Source organism: Kitasatospora sp. NPDC048715 (assembly GCF_043198905.1).
Taxonomy (GTDB): Bacteria; Actinomycetota; Actinomycetes; order Streptomycetales; family Streptomycetaceae; genus Kitasatospora; species Kitasatospora lactacystinica.
Genome location: NZ_JBICVH010000019.1, coordinates 20,266 through 34,912 on the forward strand (window position 1 = coordinate 20,266; position 14,647 = coordinate 34,912).

Sequence of the window (14,647 nt, forward strand, 5' to 3'; positions counted from 1 at the left end):
GTTTTTGGGGTTGTGGGGGGGGGGGGGGGGGGGGGGTTGGGGGGGGGGGGGGGGGGGTGGGTGGTGGGGGGGGGGGGGGGGGGGGGGGGGGGGGGGGGGGGGGGGCGGCGGGGGCCCCCCCCCCCCCCCCCCGCGACCGGGGGCGGTCACCGGGCGAGGTCGGCCGGTGCGTCGATCCGGGTCAGCTTCCGCGGGTTGCGCACGATGTAGACGCGGGTGATCCGGCCGTCCTCCACCGCGAGGCTCACCACCGAGGGCTCGCCGCCGATGTCGATCCGCCCGGCCGGCGCGCCGTTGAGCCACACCGTGGTGGTCTCGAAGGCGATCGGCAGCCGCCCGGTGCGCGCGAGCAGCGCCGCCACCGCCTCGGCCCCGTGCACCGGGGCCGTCACGGCCGCCGCGATCCCGCCGCCGTCGGCGATCAGGACGACGTCCGGCGCCAGCACCTCCATCAGGTCCTGCAGCCGCCCGGTGCGCAGGGTCGCCAGGAACCGTTCCACCACCCGCTGCTGCTCGTCGCGGCTCACCCGCACCCGGGGCCGCCGGGCGGCCACGTGCCCGCGGGCCCGCCGGGCGACCTGCCGTACGGCGGCCGAGGTCTTGCCGAGGGCCTCGGCGATCTCCTCGTACGGCAGCTCGAAGACCTCGCGGAGCACGAACACCGCCCGTTCCGTCGGCCCGAGGGTCTCCAGGACGGTCAGCATCGCGAACGAGACGCTCTCGGCGAGTTCCACGTCCTCGGCGACGTCGGGGCTGGTGAGCAGCGGCTCCGGCAGCCACTCGCCGACGTACTGCTCGCGTCGGCGGGACAGTGTCCGCAGCCGGTTGAGGCCCTGGCGGGTGACGATCCGGATGAGGTACGAACGCGGGTCGTGCACCTGCCCGCGGTCGACCCCGGCCCACCGCAGCCAGGACTCCTGCAGCACGTCCTCGGCGTCGGCGGCGGAGCCGAGCAGCTCGTAGGCGACGGTGAAGAGCAGGCCGCGGTGGGTGACGAAGGGGTCCTCGGTCATGCCGGCGACGCCCCGGCCGGGTCGTCGACGACGGCGGTGCGCCGGGCCAGCGGGATCCCGCAGGCGTCGGAGAAGCCCTGGGAGCGGACGCCGTTCGCGGTGTTGTTCCTGGTGGCCATGTTGACGAAGGCGACGTAGGCGGTGAGTTCGACCATGGCCGCCGCGCCGAGCCGGTCCAGCAGGCGGTCGTACAGTTCGTCGGTGACGGCCGGCGGGGTCACGGTCATGGCCTCGGCGTACTCCATCACCTCGCGCTCCAGCGCCGTGAACACCTCTGCGGCCCGCCAGTTCGGCACCTGGCTCGCCTTGGCGAGGTCCAGGCCCCGGTTCTGCGCCTGGAAGTAGCCGACGTCCAGGCACCAGCCGCAGCCGACCTGCGCGGCCACCGCCATGTGGGCGAAGGACTTGAGGCTCTCGTCGAGCGCGTCCCACTCGGCGATCCGGCGGGAGAAGTCCAGGTTCGCGGTGGCGACGCCGGGGTTGTGCCAGATCGCCTCGACGGGTTCGAGGGCGGCCCCGAAACCCTTGATCATGTTCTCGCTCAGCTCGGCGGGCAGCTGGGCCTTCGGCAGTCGCAGTGCCATGGTGTCCTCCCGGGTCGGTGGTTCGGCGGTTGCCGTGTCGTGGTGTTGCCGTGTTGCCGGGCATGAAGACACCGCAGGGCGCACGGATGTGACAGCCGGGTGCGGGGCACGGAAAAAAATGACCTTCGGACGGGCCGGACGGTTCGCTACAGTCCGCGAGGATTTCCGACCACCGCGAGGAGAACGACACCGTGAACATCCCCGACGACCGCCCCGCCCCGCCGCTGACCGGCGGCGAGCGCGAGATGCTGCGCGGCTTCCTCGACTTCCACCGGGCGACCCTCGCCCTGAAGTGCGAGGGCCTGACCGACGAGCAGCTGCGCCTGCGCTCCAGCCCGCCCTCCACGCTCAGCCTGCTCGGGCTGGTCCGGCACATGGCGGAGGTCGAGCGCGCCTGGTTCCGCCGGGTGATCGACGGCGAGGACCTGCCGCTGGTCTGGTCCGGGGACGGCGACTACCAGGCCGCGTACGACCCCGCCGGCGCCACCCGCGCCGAGGCCTTCGCCGCCTGGCAGGCCGAGGTCGAGCACTCCCGCCGCATCGAGCTCGCCGCCGACTCCCTCGACGTCACCGGCTACCAGGCCCGGTGGGACGCCGAGGTGTCGCTGCGGCTGGTGATGCTCCACCTGATCCACGAGTACGCCCGGCACAACGGGCACGCCGACTTCCTGCGCGAGGCGATCGACGGCGTGGTGGGGGCGTAGGGCGGGGCGGCGGCCACCGACGGCCCCGGGCACCTGTCGAGGCCGACCGGCCGAGGCCTACCAGCCGAGGAGGTGGGTGCGGCGGGTGAGGGCGGTGAGGACGGAGTCGGCGGTGGCCTCGGGGGTGAGGGCGGTGGTGTCGAGGCTGTGGGCGCCGTCCTCGGGCGCCGGGCCGGGCCGGAGGACGACGTAGTGGAGGGCGGCGCCGGTGGCGCGGCTCTCGCGGCGGAAGGTGTCGAGGGTGGCCGGGACGGCGGGGGCCTCCACCACGACCTGGTAGCCGCGGGTGGCGTAGGCGAAGGCGGCCTGGGCGGCCGCGGCCAGGGCGGTGGCGTTCTGGCGCCCGGCCTCGGGCAGGTGGGGCGGGAGCTGGCCGCTGCGGATGACCCGCAGGAAGTCGTCCGTCCGCAGGTGGACGCTCGGGTTCAGCTCCCGGGCGAGCAGCTCCGCGACCGGGCTGTCCCCGGCCCCGGCCGGGTCGACGAGGACGAGGACGCCCCCGGCGCCCAGGCCGCCCCCGAGCTCCGGCCCACCTACGGTCGTACGGTTCACAGCTGCTGATCCCTTCGCGGGCCGGGGACGGGCGGGTAGCCGGGGCGGGGCGGTCGGAGTGCGAAGGAGCTGGTCGGCCCATATCCGGACAACCGACCGCCTCGTCCCTACGACTGATGCGTTTCGGGGATCAACCTAGTCCAAACGGGTGGCCCGAGTCGTCCCCCATCCGGTTCCTGGGCGGGTCGGAGGGGTGCTCGCCGATCGATCGGGGACCGGTGGGCGAGCGGGCGGTGGCGGGGCGGTGGTCGGTCGGTGACGGTCCGGCGGGCGGCCGGGGCGCCCGCCGAGGGCCCCTACCGGTCGCCGGTGCGCAGCACGATCGGGTTGGTGAGCGCCGCCATCGGGCCCCAGGGCAGGTCCGGGCCCATCGCGTTGCCCCTGCCCGGGGTGCCGTCCGCCTTCGGGTGGCGCACCTCGGCCCGGACGTAGGCGGCGAGCGAGGCGGTGGTGCGCCAGACCACGGTGCCGGCGCCGTCGGCGGGCAGCGACTCCTGGTGCATCTGCCCCTCGTCGGTGAGGAGGCGGACCGTCCCGCCGGGCACGCCGGAGACGGTGAGCCGGACGTCCAGCGGGGCGTCGGCCGGGACGGTCAGCTCCTCGCCGATGCCCACCCGGCGGCCGTGCCCGGTCACGGTGAAGTCCACCTCGACGGCCGAGGATTCGGCCAGCCAGCTGCGTCCGGCGCGCAGCCCGTCGAGGATCGCGTCCCGGGTGAGGTCCTCGGCCAGCACCACGGTGTGGGGGGAGCCGATGACCTGCGGTTCGCTGTGGGCGTCGCTGTTGCCCAGGGCGGGCAGCCAGGAGCGGCCCTCGCGCAGGGCGACGGCGAGCCGGCCGTCCCAGGTGTCCACCGCCGACTCGTCGTCGTACGTCCACGGGCCGTTCCACACCTCGACGGCGTCGGCCTCCTCGTAGCCGAACTTCCACTGGCAGGCGACGTACGGGCAGTACGGGTGCGCGGGCACGACCAGGCCGCCGGCCCGGTGGACCTGGCGGACGAAGCGGGGGTACTCCTCGTCGCGCGAGCGGTAGCGCCAGTCGACGAACTGGCCGGGCTCCAGGCCGAGGGCCAGCCAGTGGCCGTTGCGGGTGGTGATCTCCTCGCCCGGCAGGATCAGCAGGTCGGGGCCGGCCAGCGGGCCCCAGACGGCGTGCGAGGCGCTGGTGTTGTGGTCGGTCGAGACGATGAAGTCCAGGCCGGCCGCGCGCGCCCCGGCCGCCACCTCCTCGGGCTTGCGCCGCCCGTCGGAGTGGACGGTGTGCAGGTGGCAGTCGCCCCGGTACCAGGCCCGGCCGCGGCCGCGGGCCCGCTCCGCCGGGTAGTGCGGGGTGAACCGCGGTCCGGGCGGGCCGAACCGGAGGGTGACCTCGACGTGGTACTCCAGGCCCTGCGGGGCGACCTGGTAGGGGCCGAGGACCACGTGCCAGGTACCGGGGTTGATCGGGCCGGGGAGGTAGCCGGGGGTCGCGGCGCCGCGGGAGAGGCTGAACGCGGTGCGGAAGCCGCCGGACCAGCCGCGGAAGCCGGGGCCGCCGAGGTCGGTGCCGCGCTCGTCGAAGAGGCCGATGTCGCAGGAGTTGCCGGGGGTGCCGGCCGGGACCGGGGGCTTGTCGTAGCCGTAGGAGACGGCCAGCTCGCGGACGCCCTCGGGGACCTCGACCGGGAGGTACACGAAGTCGGGGGCGCCGGTGGGCAGGTGGCCGGTGAGGGTGAGGGTGCGGTCGGGGGGAGTGGCGCCGGGGCCGTCGGCGGGGGCGGCGTCCGCCCGGCCGGTGGCGGCGGCGAGGCCGAGGGCGGTGGCGGCGCCGGTGGCCAGTCCGGTGCGGAGCAGGTCACGGCGGGCGGGCCCGGCGGCCGACTGCGGGGCCGGCGGGTCGGTGGGCGGGGCGGCCGGCTGCGAGGTCGGTTGCGGCGTCGCTTGCGGGGCCGGCGGGTCGGTGGGCCGGGAGGTCGGCTGGTCGGGGCGCGGGGTGCTGGGGTCGGTCGGCATCGAGGCCTCCGGATCGGGGCGGGCGGGTCGCTCGCGTGCCTACCCCGGCGGGTGAACCGGGGGTGAGTCGGGGCCCACGGGGGCGGGGCGGCTCGGTGAAGAGGGGCCTGGCGGGGGCCGGGGCGAGTTGCGGGGAGTGACGATTGGTCGGTTCATAGTCATGTCATCGGTTTATATGAGAAATCGCGCGGATGGGAGACGGGCATGGCGGTGAGCCGGCGGGCGCTGCTCATGGTGGTGGCCGGAGGCGCGTTGGCGGGGTGCGGTGGCCGGACGTCGGGCACCGGCTCGCCCTCCGCGATACCGCCCGCCGGGCCCGCCGGGTCTGCCGGGCCCGCTGCGCCGCTCGTGACGGCGTCCGGCGGGCCCGCCGAGGCCGCCGCCGCGTCGACACCCGGGCCGGATCCGACGCCGGCGCCGACACCCGCGCCGACCTCCGCGTCGGAACCCGCGAAGCAGCCCCCGCACGAGCCGACCCGGGCCGAGACGGTCGAGCGGTACGGCGCGCTGGCCCCGAGCGAGTGGGGCCTGGAGGTGTCCGGGGTGATCACCGAGCTGCCGGAGGGCGAGAGCGCCACGGCGCTCACCTTCGACGCCTGTGGCGGCCCCCGCGGCAACGGCTACGACGCCGACCTGATCGACGCCCTGCGGGCGCACGGCGTGCCGGCCACGCTCTTCCTGAACGCCCGCTGGATCGACGCCAACCCGGACGAGTTCGAGCAGCTCGCCGCCGACCCGCTGTTCGAGATCGGCAACCACGGCACCGTCCACCGCCCGCTCTCGGTCACCGGCCGCTCCGCCTACGGCATCGCCGGCACGGGCGACGTCGGCGAGGTGTACGACGAGGTGGCGGGCAACGCCCGGAAGCTCACGGAGCTGCTCGGGCACCCGCCCCGGTTCTTCCGCTCCGGCACCGCGCACTACGACGACGTCGCCACCCGGGTGGTCGCCGACCTGGGCCAGCGCGTGGCGGGCTTCACCGTGAACGGGGACGGCGGGGCGACGCTGCCGGCCGCCGAGGTGCGGCAGGAGGTCGCCTCCGCCCCGCCCGGCGCGATCGTGATCGGCCACCTGAACCACCCGGGCGGCGGCACGGCCCCCGGGGTGGCGGCGGCGCTGCCGGGACTGCTGGCGGCGGGGCGGCGCTTCGTCCGGCTCTCGGAGGTGCTGTAGCCGGGCGGGCCGGGGTACGCACCGCGGGCCGCGCACCGCGGGCCGTGCGCCTCGGGGCGGGCGGCTCAGACCAGGCGCAGGCCGCCCGGGTGCTCCTCCTCGATGATCCGGACCAGCCAGTCGAAGACCGTCGGCCCCCGGCCCGCCCGGGCGGCTTCCAGCTCGGCGGTGATGCGCGCCCGGTTGGTGGGGTGGGCGTGGGCCAGCCGCAGCTCCAGCCGGCGGACCGTCTCCGGGTAGCCGAGGTTGCGGCGGGAGACCTCGTGACGGCGCCACTCGATGACCCAGTCGCCGTCCTCGGGCGTGCCGTAACCGCCGCGCAGGCAGTCGGCGAAGGCGTCGAGGTTGCGGCCGAAGTAGCCGTCCTCGCCGATGGTCCGCCCGACCACGTCCCAGAAGTCGTCCAGGGTCTTGATCTCGTTGCCGTCGATCACATAGGTCACCGTCACGGGGTCGAGGATATGCCGCGCCGACGGCGGTTCAGGAGGCCGCCCGGGATACGCCTGGGGCCGCTCGGGAGATGCCCAGGAGATGCGCAGGAGACGCCCGGGAGACGCCCGGGCGACCGTGGCGTCTCCCGGCGCGACCCCGGCGCGACGTCAGGGGGAGACGGCGATCGCGGTGGCGAGCAGCCCGTCCCGGACCGCCCAGCGCCCGTCGAAGCCGTCGATCCGGCGGCCGCCGACCACCGGGCCCGGGACCAGCAGCCGGGCGGTGAAGGTGCCGTCGGGGGAGAGGTCCAGCTCGGCCTCGTCGAAGTCCAGGAACAGCAGGGTCAGCGGGAACCAGGCCTTGTAGACCGACTCCTTGGCGCTGAACAGGATGCGGTCCCACGGGACGCCCGGGTGCTCGGCCGCCAGCTTGGCGAGCCGCTGCCGCTCGACCGGCAGCGCGACGGTCTCCTCGACGCCCTCCGGCAGCGGCAGCGCGGGCTCGGCGTCGATGCCGACGGAGGCGAGGGTGCCGGCCCGGGCGACGGCCGCCGCGCGGAACCCGTCGCAGTGGGTGAGGCTGCCGACCACGCCGTCCGGCCAGCTCGGTGCGCCGCGCAGGCCCGGGACCAGCGGCCGGTACGGGACGCCGAGCCGGGCGAGGGCGGTCCGGGCGCAGTGCCGGACGGTGGTGAACTCGCGGCGCCGCTTGTCGACGGCCCGGGCGACGGCCGGCTCCTCCTCGGGCTCCAGCCGGGCCTCCGGCGGGTCGTCGTAGGCCACCTCGGTCACCACGACGTCCGGCAGCAGGTCCCCGATCATCCGTTCCCCCCTCGGTCGGCTGCGCGGCCGGGCCGCCGCGCGGGACGAGGGTAACCCGGGTGGGGGGATCTTGGTGGGGGATCGGGGACCATCGCCGGGCGGCCCGGCTGCCCGGCTGCTCGAAGGCGGCGGCCGCCGCCCGGGTTGCTACTGCCCGAGCAGGCGGGCGAAGTCCAGCCCGAGGCTGCCGAGGACGGGCAGCGCGCCGAGGTCGGTCACGCCGGCGACGGGGATGCTGTAGCCCTGGTTCACCTCGCGGGGCGCCGCACCGGCGGCGACGGGCGCGGTGGTCGGGAGCAGGACGGTGCCGAGGAGCAGGGCGACGAGCGAGGTGCGCATCTGAGGGGCCTCCGGGGGACGCGGGTGACGTTCTGTCAACACCGTCCGTGGCGGGGCGGTCACGCATCTTCGCCCCTTCGGCCGTATTGGTAAAGATGCTTGCCTTGTGTTCATGCCAACATCGTGGAGGTCTGGACCACCTTGCGGGCGGGCGCATACGTTTCCTCCACAAGGGCGGACATTCGGTTGGTGAACTGTCGTGCGAATGTGTCGAGTTCCGCATGTCATGCCCATGCCAGACCACGCCCTGCACCGCAACCGGAGGGAACGAACCATGCGCGCCATCGGCAAGAACCTCAGGATCCTCGCGGGCGCCCCGCTCGCCGCAGCCGCCCTGATCGCCCTCACCGCGGGCTCCGCCAGCGCCGCGATACCGATCAACAAGCCCATGACCGGCAAGGCCACCTACTACAACGACGCCGGCTACGGTGCCTGCGGCACCCAGATCAACGCCGCCACCCAGATGCTGGTCGCCGTCTCGCACACCTGGTGGACCACCGCCAACCCCAACAACGACCCGGTCTGCAAGGGCATTTCGGTCAAGGTCAGCTACCAGGGCAAGACCATCACCGTCCCGGTGAAGGACCAGTGTCCCTCCTGCGACTCCACCCACATCGACCTCAGCCAGCCCGCCTTCGCCAAGCTGGCCCCGCTGGACAAGGGCGTCATCACCGGCCTGAGCTGGCAGTTCGTCAAGACCGGCCTGAACGGCAAGACCGTCGAGCTCTCCGCCCCGATCACCGGCTCCACCATCGGCTGAACCGGCCCTCCGACGACGGTGCCCGCCCCCGCCCGGTTGCGGGGGCGGGCACCGGGGCCGCCGGAAGTCGACGAGCCATCAGATGCTTTGCCACCAATACTGGTTGGCCCGGCTCCCGCAGTCCCAGAGTTCGGGATCACGGCCGTTCGGGTCTCCCTCCCGGCGTCGGACGGGACGGGGCCATCGCGAGCAGCAACTGGACGGCCGGCGGCGCCGTCCGGGGATCGTGGGCCAGCCCCAGGGTGACCGTCGGCACCGGGGCGGTGAGCCGACGCAGGCAGACGCCGGGGATCCGGAACACCCGGGCCCGGCCCTCCGGGATCGGCGCGATGCCGTACCCCGCCGCCACCGCCAGCAGCAACTGCTCGTCGTCCGGCTCCTCCCGCACGATCCGGGGCGAGCGGCCCGGCCACAGCTGCTCGGTGATCAACGCGTGCATCCCGGGCCCGTTCTCCCTCGGCCACAGCACCACCGGCTCGTCCGCGATCCGGTGCCGGCCGATCCGGGCCCGGGTGCGGGCGAGCGGATGGCCCGCCGGCACGGCGAGCAGCAGCTCCTCCTCGGCGATGATCCGGCAGTCGAGCCCTGGGACGTCCAAGGGCGGCCGGACGAACGCCGCGTCCAGCCGCCCGGCCAGCAGCTCGGCCACGTTGTGCGAGGTCCAGCCGGTCTGCAGGGCGATGTCCAGCCGGGGGTAGCGGTTGCGGAACTCCGTCACCAGGGCGTCGCAGACCCCGCCCCGGGCGGAGCGGGTGTACGCCACCCGCAGTCGCCCCTCCCGCCCCTGGACCACCGCCGCCAGCCGCTCCTCGGCCGCTGCCACCTCCCGCAGCACCCGCCGGGCCTCCTCCGCGACCGCCCGCCCGACCGGGGTCAGCGCGCATCCCTTGCCGGTGCGTTCCACCAGCTCCACGCCCAGCTGCCGCTCCAGCGCCTTGACCTGCTGGCTCAGCGCCGGCTGCGCGATCCGCAGCCGGCCGGCGGCCCGGGTGAAGTTCAACTCCTCGGCCAGTACGGAGAAGTAGCGCATCCGGCGCAGATCCATCCGGAGATCCGTCCGCAGATCCGTCCGCCTGTCCATCCGGCGATGATAAGCGCGCCTTATCGTCCGGGGACAGAACTGGTCTTGGACGGGACCGGGCGCGACCGGCTTACCTGGACGCGGCCGCCGACATCGGGTCGGCGGCCCTCGGACGGAGGGGTTCGCGATGGACGTCGTCGTGGTCGGAAGCGGAATCATCGGGCTCACCACAGCGATCCGCCTGCAGGAGAAGGGACTTCGGGTCGTCGTGGTGACGGCCGACGGCCTGCTGTCGACGACCTCGGCGGTGGCCGCGGCCGTCTGGTTCCCCGTCGCCACGGGCACCGACAGCCGGGTGGCGGACTGGTCCGCGACCGCCTTCGCCGAGTTCGCCCGCCAGGCCGCGGACGGCGTACCCGGCGTCTCGATGCGCAGCACCCGGATGCTGGAGCACGAGCGGCAGTCGGAAGGCCTGCCCTGGTGGGGCGACGCCGTCCCCGACCTGCGCCGGCTGACGGCCGCCGAACGAGGACCGGAGTGCGCGGACGGCTGGTCGTTCACCGCCCCCGCCGTCGAGATGCCGCTCTACCTGCCCTGGCTGTTCGGCCGGTTCACCGACAACGGCGGCGAACTCGTCCACCGCCGCCTCGATGCCCTCGACCAGGCCCTGGACCGGGCCCCCGTGGTGGTCAACGCCACCGGGCTCGGCGCCCGGAAGCTCTGCGACGACCCGGCCGTGCACCCGGTGCGCGGTCAGCTCGTCCTGGTCCACAACCCCGGACTGCCCAGCTCGACCCGCATCCAGGACGACCCGGCCGGCTACACCTACATCCACCCCCGCAGCACCGATGTCGTCCTCGGCGGCACCTTCCAGCCGGACGACTGGAACACCGCACCCGACCCGGCCACCGCCGAGGCCATCCTCGCCCGCTGCACGGCCCGCATCCCGCAACTCCGCGACGCCCGCGTCCTCGCCCACGCCGTCGGCCTGCGCCCCGCCCGCCACGGCGGCCCCCGCCTCGAAGCCGACCCGGGCGGCCGGGTCGTCCACAACTACGGCCACGGCGGCGCCGGCGTCACCCTCAGCTGGGGTTGCGCCGACGCCGCGGCGGCCCTGGTGGAGCCGCACTGAGGCGAGCCGGGCCTTGGGGTCAAAGCAAGATCTGATGGTTCGTCAACGACCGTGGGCTCGAAAGCATTTGCGGACTTCCTCCGCCCTGTTCGGTCCTGACCGACGGGTAGGTCCCGGACCGGTCACAGATCCATCACACGGTCCGCACCGAACAGTGCGGGCTCGCTACGGTCGCTCCCATTGCCCGCACCACGCCCCAGAGGAACCAATGCGTCGCACCGCCCTCACCCTGCTCGCCGCCGGCGCCACCGTTCTCGGCCTGGCGGCCTGCGATCCCAGCCTCAGCACCAGCAGCAGCAGGAGCACCGCTCCCGTCGTCGCCGCGACCACGGGGAGTGTCCCCGCCCCGGCGGCACCCGCCGCAAGCGACACCGCCCCCGCGGCCGCACCGCCGGCCGCGGCCCCGGTCGGCGGTGGTGACGCCGCCAAGGACGCCGAGATCACCAAGTGCACGATCAACGACGTGCTGAAGATGCCCGAGGCCGAGGTCAGGATCACCAACCACAGCGGCAAGAGCAGCAACTACATCGTGCAGCTGGAGTTCACCGACACCTCCGGCACGCGCGTCGCCGAGGGCGCCGCCGCGACCAGCAACCTCGCCCCGAACCAGGCCGCCGTGCAGAAGGCCCCGGGAACGGCGCAGGTTTCGGGCAAGGTCAGCTGCCGGATCACCAACGTCACCCGCTACGCCGCGCCCTGAGTCGTAGGCACGGCCTCCCCGTCCGCCGGGAGAAGGACGGGGACGCGCCACCTCACCCCGTGCCCGAGGGCGTGAGGTCCGGCCAGGGGCGGCCCGCCCGGTCGGAGGCGGCGGACCGCAGGAGGTCGAGGACCGTGGAGCCCGGATAGGCCCGGAAGTCGCGGGGGGTACTGCGGTGGCAGCAGCTCCAGTAGCTCACCACCCGCCGTTGCGTGCGGGCGAAGAAGGCGGGGTTGTCGACGAGGAACCGCCCGTAGGCGAGCCGTCCGGGGGAGCCCGGCACGGCGAGCGGGCGCAGCTCGTCCCGGATGTCCACCAGGATCTCCAGGACGTACTCGCCGACCGGCGTAGAGACGCCCGGGGACGGTCGCCCGCTCGCCCTCGACGACGACCGGGAACGGGCCGGCGGGCCGGAGCCGCGAAGCGGGCATGAGGGCGAGAACCGCCTCGGCGTCGTCGGCGAGCGCGACCGGGAACGCCGCGGTCAAGGGGGCGGTACGGGTGTCGGGAGACGGCTGCACCGGGCCGGGCATGCGGGCAGGTCCGGCCGGGTGTCCGGTCAATACGTGCACGTAGCGGGGGACCCCGTCGCGGTGTTTTCGCTACGGTTGCGCGCCGGGATCGCTCCGCTCCCGCCTCCGCTCACCAATTCCCTTCCTCCGGAGGAACCTTGGCCTCGATCACGCTCGACGCCGAACGCCGTGTGCACGCCGACACCGGGCGCGTCCGGGTCGCCGCCGTGGACGCGCTGCGCTCGCTCGGCTTCCAGATCACCTCGGAGATGGCCACCGTGGTGGAGGCCCGGCGCGGCTCCGCCGTCCGCTCGGCGATGCTGCTGCCCGACCAGGTGCCGGTGACGGCCCGTCTCCACATGGCACCCGCCGACGGCGACCGCACCGCGGTGTCCCTGCACCTCTCGGACCGGGCGGTCTCGGTGATCGCCCTGGGTGTCCAGGACCCGTACGTGGCCGCCTTCCAGGTCACGCTGGGCGCCCTCGACCGGGCCCTCACCGGCCTGGATCCGGCGGCCGGGGCGGGCTTCCCGCAGCCCCGGTGGTGGGCCGGCGGGCCCCGGGCCGACACGCTGGCCCGGCACCACGAGACCGGGCAGCGCCTCGTCGGCGGGGTCGCCGCCCTCGTCACCGAGCGGCTCTCCGGCGGGCGCCGCTCCACCGGCCCGGCGCTGTGGGAGGGCATCGAGCGGATCGTGTTCCGCTCCCCGGCCGGCTACCTCACGATGGACATGGCCACCGCCCGAACCCTGCTGGCGATCCCGGTGATGATCGGCAGCCGGCCGGAGGGCGTGCCGGACCAGCTGGCGGCCGACGTCGCGCGGTTGGCGGCCGTGGTGGAAGGCCGGCTCAGTGCGGGCGGGTTCGGCTCGGTGGAGGTGGCCGTCACCGAGGCGGACCGCCCGGCCTTCGACTTCCTGCACCGCCAGTTCGGCATCCGCTCGCGGCTGCCCGTCCGCACGCTCTGCACCTGCCGCGCCTGCCGGCAGACCAAGGTGGTGAACCTGGACCTCAAGCGGCTGCGGCAGCGCAAGAACCGCCTCAAGCTGATCGCCTCCGTCGTGCAGACGACGTACGAGAAGGACGGCGAGCCCAATCCCTTCCTGATCTTCGGGTCGATCTTCCAACGGTCCAGGATCGACCCCGACTTCGTCTGCGTGCGCTGCGAGAGCACCGCCGCCGACGAGCAGCCGGTCACCTTCTGCCCGAGCTGCGGCGACATGCGCACCGAGTCCGTCCTCGACACCTGCTCCGAGTGCGGCCACGACTTCCAGGCCCTCGCCCCGGACCTCCCCGGGTGGGCCGGCACCCCGCCGCCCCCGCTCGTCCCGCCGACCCAGCCACTCGTCCCGCCGACCCCGCCGCCCGGCGTGCCCCCGATGCCGCCCGGCGTGCCTCCGGTGCCGGCGGCCCCGCCCCGCCCGAACTGCTCTATCTGCGGCGGAAGTTACCCGGTGCTCTGGTCCGTCCGGATCCTCGACGGCCCCCACCCGAGACCGCTCACCGTCTGCGCCACCACGCCCCGGTGCTCCCCGCCCTCCATCGCCCCGCCCGTCCGGATCCTGGCCTGAGGCTCATGGGGACGGGCCCGCCTCCGCCATCGCGAGGGGACGGGCCCGGTGCGGACCGGTTCGGACGTGGCGTGCGACGGCCGCGGGAGGCCCGTGGCCGCTACCGCCCCGTGAGGAGGTCGGCGAGGGCGGTCAGCGAGTCGACCGTCCAGTCCGCCTCGGGGGCCCGGGTCGTGAGGCCGATGTGGCCCCGGCGGAGGTGGGCGGTTCGCAGGCCCGCCGCCCGGGCCGGGGTGATGTCGTTGGCGGGGTGGTCACCGACGTAGAGGATCTCGTGCGGGTCGCCGGGGGCCCAGGCGAGCACGCGGTCGAAGAACTCCGGGGAGGGCTTGGCGGTGCCCCAGTCCGCCGAGGTGGCGATGGCGTCCGCCGGGAGCGTGAGCCCGGTCAGCAGGCCGGTGACCGGCGCGTTCTGGTTGCCCGCGATGCCGACCCAGAGGCCGGCGTCGCGCAAGCGGTGGAGGGCGGGCCGCACGTCGGGGTAGAGGTCCGTCTCGTCGAGGTGCTCGCCGTGGCCGGCGGCCTCCCGGGCGCGCCACTCGGCGGCGATGTCGACACCGGGGCGCAGGACGCGGACGGCGTCGGAGTTGTCCCGGCCCCGGGCCACCACCGCGCCGACGAGGGCGGACATCGTGTGGGTCGGCACGCCGAGCCAGCGGGCCCAGCCGACCCAGTAGCGGGTGTCGGAGACCAGGGTTTCGCCGATGTCGAACACCACGGAGCGGACCATGCGGGCAGCTTACTGTTCTGGGGTCCGCAGGTGGGTCGAGCGTGGGGATTCCGAGGGTGTCCGAGGACAGGAAGCCGGTGCTGTACGTCGTGGTGTGCGCGGCGGGGGTCGCGGGCGGGGTGGGGGAGCTGATCTCCGCCGCGCAGGAGCGGAACTGGGACGTCGGGGTGGTGGCGACGCCGAACGCCATGGCGCTCGTCGACGCCGACGCGATCGCCGCGCGGACGGGGTACCCGATCCGTTCGGCCTGGCGCAGGCCGGGGGAGCCGCGGCCGCTGCCGGACCCGGACGCGATCGTCGTCGCCCCGGCCACCTTCAACTCGATCAACAAGTGGGCCCTGGGCATCTCGGACACCCTCGCCCTCGGCATCCTCTGCGAGTCGTACGGCTGGGGCGTCCCGGTCGCCGTGCAGCCCTGCCTGAGCGCGGCTCAGGCGGCGCACCCGGCCTACCGGGAGAGCCTGGCGAAGCTGCGGCGGATGGGGGTGCGGATCGCGGACTTCACGCCGGGATCGTACAGCTGGACGCGCGCCCTGGACCTGCTGCGGGACTGACAGGGTGGCTGATCGGCGGCGGCGATCCTTGCACTGTGAGGGGTGGCCCGCGGCG

General features: G+C 74.7%; 17 protein-coding genes. 7 read left to right on the plus strand and 10 right to left on the minus strand.

From position 1 onward, the window contains the following. Nucleotides 1–146: 146 nt before the first annotated feature. Nucleotides 147–1,013, minus strand: a complete 867-nt coding sequence (locus ACGFSC_RS31420; RefSeq protein ID WP_359904840.1) for an RNA polymerase sigma-70 factor — start codon at nt 1,011–1,013, stop codon at nt 147–149. Next, nucleotides 1,010–1,597: a carboxymuconolactone decarboxylase family protein gene (locus ACGFSC_RS31425; protein ID WP_359904837.1), complete on the minus strand. Its 588-nt coding sequence runs from the start codon at nt 1,595–1,597 to the stop codon at nt 1,010–1,012. The genes ACGFSC_RS31420 and ACGFSC_RS31425 overlap by 4 nt, the downstream gene beginning before the upstream one ends. A gap of 245 nt (nt 1,598–1,842) precedes the next feature. Between ACGFSC_RS31425 and ACGFSC_RS31430 the strand changes: the two genes are divergently transcribed. Next, a complete protein-coding gene (locus ACGFSC_RS31430; RefSeq protein ID WP_380353898.1) occupies nt 1,843–2,301 on the plus strand; it encodes a DinB family protein in 459 nt (152 codons plus the stop codon). 57 nt (nt 2,302–2,358) lie between these two features. Here the strand turns inward: ACGFSC_RS31430 and ACGFSC_RS31435 are convergent, their stop codons facing one another. Next, nucleotides 2,359–2,853, minus strand: coding sequence for an ATP-binding protein (locus ACGFSC_RS31435; protein WP_359904835.1), 495 nt, complete (start codon nt 2,851–2,853; stop codon nt 2,359–2,361). Between the two features lie 296 nt (nt 2,854–3,149). Then, nucleotides 3,150–4,847 carry a CehA/McbA family metallohydrolase gene (locus ACGFSC_RS31440; RefSeq protein ID WP_359904832.1) on the minus strand — a complete coding sequence of 566 codons (1,698 nt, stop codon included), beginning with the start codon at nt 4,845–4,847 and terminating at the stop codon, nt 3,150–3,152. A gap of 204 nt (nt 4,848–5,051) precedes the next feature. On the opposite strand from ACGFSC_RS31440, the gene ACGFSC_RS31445 reads away from it, so the two are divergent. Continuing rightward, nucleotides 5,052–6,020: a polysaccharide deacetylase family protein gene (locus tag ACGFSC_RS31445; RefSeq protein WP_359904829.1), complete on the plus strand. Its 969-nt coding sequence runs from the start codon at nt 5,052–5,054 to the stop codon at nt 6,018–6,020. A gap of 65 nt (nt 6,021–6,085) precedes the next feature. On the opposite strand, the gene ACGFSC_RS31450 is transcribed toward ACGFSC_RS31445, so the two are convergent. From ACGFSC_RS31450 to ACGFSC_RS31460, 3 genes are all read right to left on the minus strand, one after another. Beyond that, entirely contained in the window at nt 6,086–6,469 is a 384-nt protein-coding gene (locus ACGFSC_RS31450; protein ID WP_359904826.1) for a barstar family protein, read from the minus strand. A 150-nt stretch (nt 6,470–6,619) separates the two neighbouring features. Further along, nucleotides 6,620–7,273: a 4'-phosphopantetheinyl transferase superfamily protein gene (locus tag ACGFSC_RS31455; RefSeq protein WP_359904823.1), complete on the minus strand. Its 654-nt coding sequence runs from the start codon at nt 7,271–7,273 to the stop codon at nt 6,620–6,622. A 147-nt stretch (nt 7,274–7,420) separates the two neighbouring features. Next, nucleotides 7,421–7,612 carry a hypothetical protein gene (locus tag ACGFSC_RS31460; RefSeq protein ID WP_359904821.1) on the minus strand — a complete coding sequence of 64 codons (192 nt, stop codon included), beginning with the start codon at nt 7,610–7,612 and terminating at the stop codon, nt 7,421–7,423. 274 nt (nt 7,613–7,886) lie between these two features. Here ACGFSC_RS31460 and ACGFSC_RS31465 point away from each other — a divergent pair, with 274 nt between their 5' ends. After that, nucleotides 7,887–8,372 (plus strand): cysteine/serine endopeptidase inhibitor, encoded by a 486-nt coding sequence (locus ACGFSC_RS31465; protein ID WP_359904819.1) that lies wholly within the window; start codon nt 7,887–7,889, stop codon nt 8,370–8,372. Between the two features lie 136 nt (nt 8,373–8,508). Here ACGFSC_RS31465 and ACGFSC_RS31470 read toward each other — a convergent pair whose 3' ends face one another. After that, nucleotides 8,509–9,453 (minus strand): LysR substrate-binding domain-containing protein, encoded by a 945-nt coding sequence (locus tag ACGFSC_RS31470; protein ID WP_359904817.1) that lies wholly within the window; start codon nt 9,451–9,453, stop codon nt 8,509–8,511. 127 nt (nt 9,454–9,580) lie between these two features. Here ACGFSC_RS31470 and ACGFSC_RS31475 point away from each other — a divergent pair, with 127 nt between their 5' ends. Both ACGFSC_RS31475 and ACGFSC_RS31480 read left to right on the plus strand, forming a co-directional pair. Next, nucleotides 9,581–10,525: an FAD-dependent oxidoreductase gene (locus ACGFSC_RS31475; RefSeq protein WP_359904815.1), complete on the plus strand. Its 945-nt coding sequence runs from the start codon at nt 9,581–9,583 to the stop codon at nt 10,523–10,525. A gap of 208 nt (nt 10,526–10,733) precedes the next feature. Further along, nucleotides 10,734–11,225 (plus strand): hypothetical protein, encoded by a 492-nt coding sequence (locus tag ACGFSC_RS31480; RefSeq protein ID WP_359904813.1) that lies wholly within the window; start codon nt 10,734–10,736, stop codon nt 11,223–11,225. Between the two features lie 52 nt (nt 11,226–11,277). Here ACGFSC_RS31480 and ACGFSC_RS31485 read toward each other — a convergent pair whose 3' ends face one another. Then, nucleotides 11,278–11,541, minus strand: a complete 264-nt coding sequence (locus ACGFSC_RS31485; protein ID WP_359904810.1) for a hypothetical protein — start codon at nt 11,539–11,541, stop codon at nt 11,278–11,280. 354 nt (nt 11,542–11,895) lie between these two features. On the opposite strand from ACGFSC_RS31485, the gene ACGFSC_RS31490 reads away from it, so the two are divergent. Then, nucleotides 11,896–13,308 carry a hypothetical protein gene (locus tag ACGFSC_RS31490; protein ID WP_359904808.1) on the plus strand — a complete coding sequence of 471 codons (1,413 nt, stop codon included), beginning with the start codon at nt 11,896–11,898 and terminating at the stop codon, nt 13,306–13,308. 100 nt (nt 13,309–13,408) lie between these two features. Here the strand turns inward: ACGFSC_RS31490 and ACGFSC_RS31495 are convergent, their stop codons facing one another. Further along, nucleotides 13,409–14,038, minus strand: coding sequence for an HAD family hydrolase (locus ACGFSC_RS31495; protein WP_359904806.1), 630 nt, complete (start codon nt 14,036–14,038; stop codon nt 13,409–13,411). A gap of 56 nt (nt 14,039–14,094) precedes the next feature. Here ACGFSC_RS31495 and ACGFSC_RS31500 point away from each other — a divergent pair, with 56 nt between their 5' ends. Beyond that, entirely contained in the window at nt 14,095–14,592 is a 498-nt protein-coding gene (locus ACGFSC_RS31500; RefSeq protein WP_359904803.1) for a flavoprotein, read from the plus strand. Nucleotides 14,593–14,647: the final 55 nt, after the last annotated feature.

Excerpts from the sequence above, each read along its gene's own strand:
- ACGFSC_RS31440 (WP_359904832.1), bottom strand. The coding sequence starts at position 4,847 with ATGCCGACCGACCCCAGCACCCCGCGCCCCGACCAGCCGACCTCCCGG.
- ACGFSC_RS31495 (WP_359904806.1), bottom strand. The coding sequence starts at position 14,038 with ATGGTCCGCTCCGTGGTGTTCGACATCGGCGAAACCCTGGTCTCCGAC.
- ACGFSC_RS31425 (WP_359904837.1), bottom strand. The coding sequence starts at position 1,597 with ATGGCACTGCGACTGCCGAAGGCCCAGCTGCCCGCCGAGCTGAGCGAG.
- ACGFSC_RS31430 (WP_380353898.1), top strand. The coding sequence starts at position 1,843 with ATGCTGCGCGGCTTCCTCGACTTCCACCGGGCGACCCTCGCCCTGAAG.
- ACGFSC_RS31480 (WP_359904813.1), top strand. The coding sequence starts at position 10,734 with ATGCGTCGCACCGCCCTCACCCTGCTCGCCGCCGGCGCCACCGTTCTC.
- ACGFSC_RS31420 (WP_359904840.1), bottom strand. The coding sequence starts at position 1,013 with ATGACCGAGGACCCCTTCGTCACCCACCGCGGCCTGCTCTTCACCGTC.
- ACGFSC_RS31475 (WP_359904815.1), top strand. The coding sequence starts at position 9,581 with ATGGACGTCGTCGTGGTCGGAAGCGGAATCATCGGGCTCACCACAGCG.
- ACGFSC_RS31460 (WP_359904821.1), bottom strand. The coding sequence starts at position 7,612 with ATGCGCACCTCGCTCGTCGCCCTGCTCCTCGGCACCGTCCTGCTCCCG.
- ACGFSC_RS31455 (WP_359904823.1), bottom strand. The coding sequence starts at position 7,273 with ATGATCGGGGACCTGCTGCCGGACGTCGTGGTGACCGAGGTGGCCTAC.
- ACGFSC_RS31470 (WP_359904817.1), bottom strand. The coding sequence starts at position 9,453 with ATGGACAGGCGGACGGATCTGCGGACGGATCTCCGGATGGATCTGCGC.
- ACGFSC_RS31445 (WP_359904829.1), top strand. The coding sequence starts at position 5,052 with ATGGCGGTGAGCCGGCGGGCGCTGCTCATGGTGGTGGCCGGAGGCGCG.
- ACGFSC_RS31465 (WP_359904819.1), top strand. The coding sequence starts at position 7,887 with ATGCGCGCCATCGGCAAGAACCTCAGGATCCTCGCGGGCGCCCCGCTC.